General features: G+C 37.2%; 1 protein-coding gene. It reads left to right on the plus strand.

What is annotated here, in order from left to right; translation table 11 throughout:
• A partial coding sequence (locus tag FYJ83_RS19820) for a hypothetical protein (RefSeq protein WP_229768678.1) occupies positions 1-1,117 on the plus strand: 1,117 nt, incomplete at its 5' end.
• Positions 1,118-1,137 lie beyond the last annotated feature (20 nt).

Here is a 1,137-nt window from a genome sequence, read left to right on the forward strand (position 1 = left end):
AGAAAGAAGTTTTTCATATAGTCAGGAAATAACTATAAATCCAGTTATAGAGTATAGCTTTACCATGCCTGATTCCATTCACTATGGCAGGGAATTTGAAGTAAAAGGAGATTCCAAAAATCTTGGAACAAATAAAGTTAGATGGACATTAGAAAAAACAGGTGAGGCAGTAGATTTCAGTGGTGAACTAGCCAATGAAGGAGGGAAAATCTCCATATCAGATATAGGTGAGTTTACTCTTATAGCTACAATTATAGATGGTGAAGGTAGAGTATTTACTCATAGAGAAAAGATTACTATTACCAATACTGCACCAACAGTAACCTTAACAGTTACACCAACTAGAACTGTAAAAGATGGTAAATTCTTTGTTGATATAAAGGCAACAGCCAGTGATCCAGATGGAGATGCAACAACCTTAGAATATGAAGGGACAACCAGTGATAACTATTATGCAGTAGGAACACATAAGGTCAGAGTACGTGCCAAGGATAGTGTTGGGGCTTATTCACCTTGGGTAGAGAAGAGTTTTACAATTAAAAATTCACCACCAACTACCCCTGTAATTACTAGGACACCAAGTGGAAATAGTGTTGCACCTGGTACGAAAGTAACTATTACAGCTAAGAGTACTGATGCAGATAATGATCCAATTACCTATATTTGGGAAGGACGTAATGCTGAAACACAAGTCTATCCGTTAGGGAAAAATACGGTTCGTGTAAAGGCTGTGGATTCCACAGGTGCAGAATCTCCATGGGCTGCAATTGTATTCTTTGTTGCCGATCCTAATGGCAGTGGAGGTATGATGTTAACTGGTCCTGATTCAGTGATTCTAGAAAATGGTTTGGAAGGGGCGACTATTACTGAATATACATTTACTGTTCCTCCTGTTGCAGGTCATAGTGGAAGTGACTATGGACGTGTTCGTGGATACAATGTAAAAACAAAACAGTGGGATGAGCTTGATTATGGAACTACAAGCAATGGTATTACATTCGTTAAAAGTTTAAGTGCTGGTATGTACTCTAAGCTTGAGTTTTATTATTATACGAATCACAATTGTATGTACGATAAATCCAATATTACCTATTCTGTAAGTTACCATTTTGAATAAACAAGGAGGAAATGAATATG

Source organism: Tissierella pigra (genome assembly GCF_009695605.1).
Taxonomy (GTDB): Bacteria; Bacillota; Clostridia; order Tissierellales; family Tissierellaceae; genus Tissierella; species Tissierella pigra.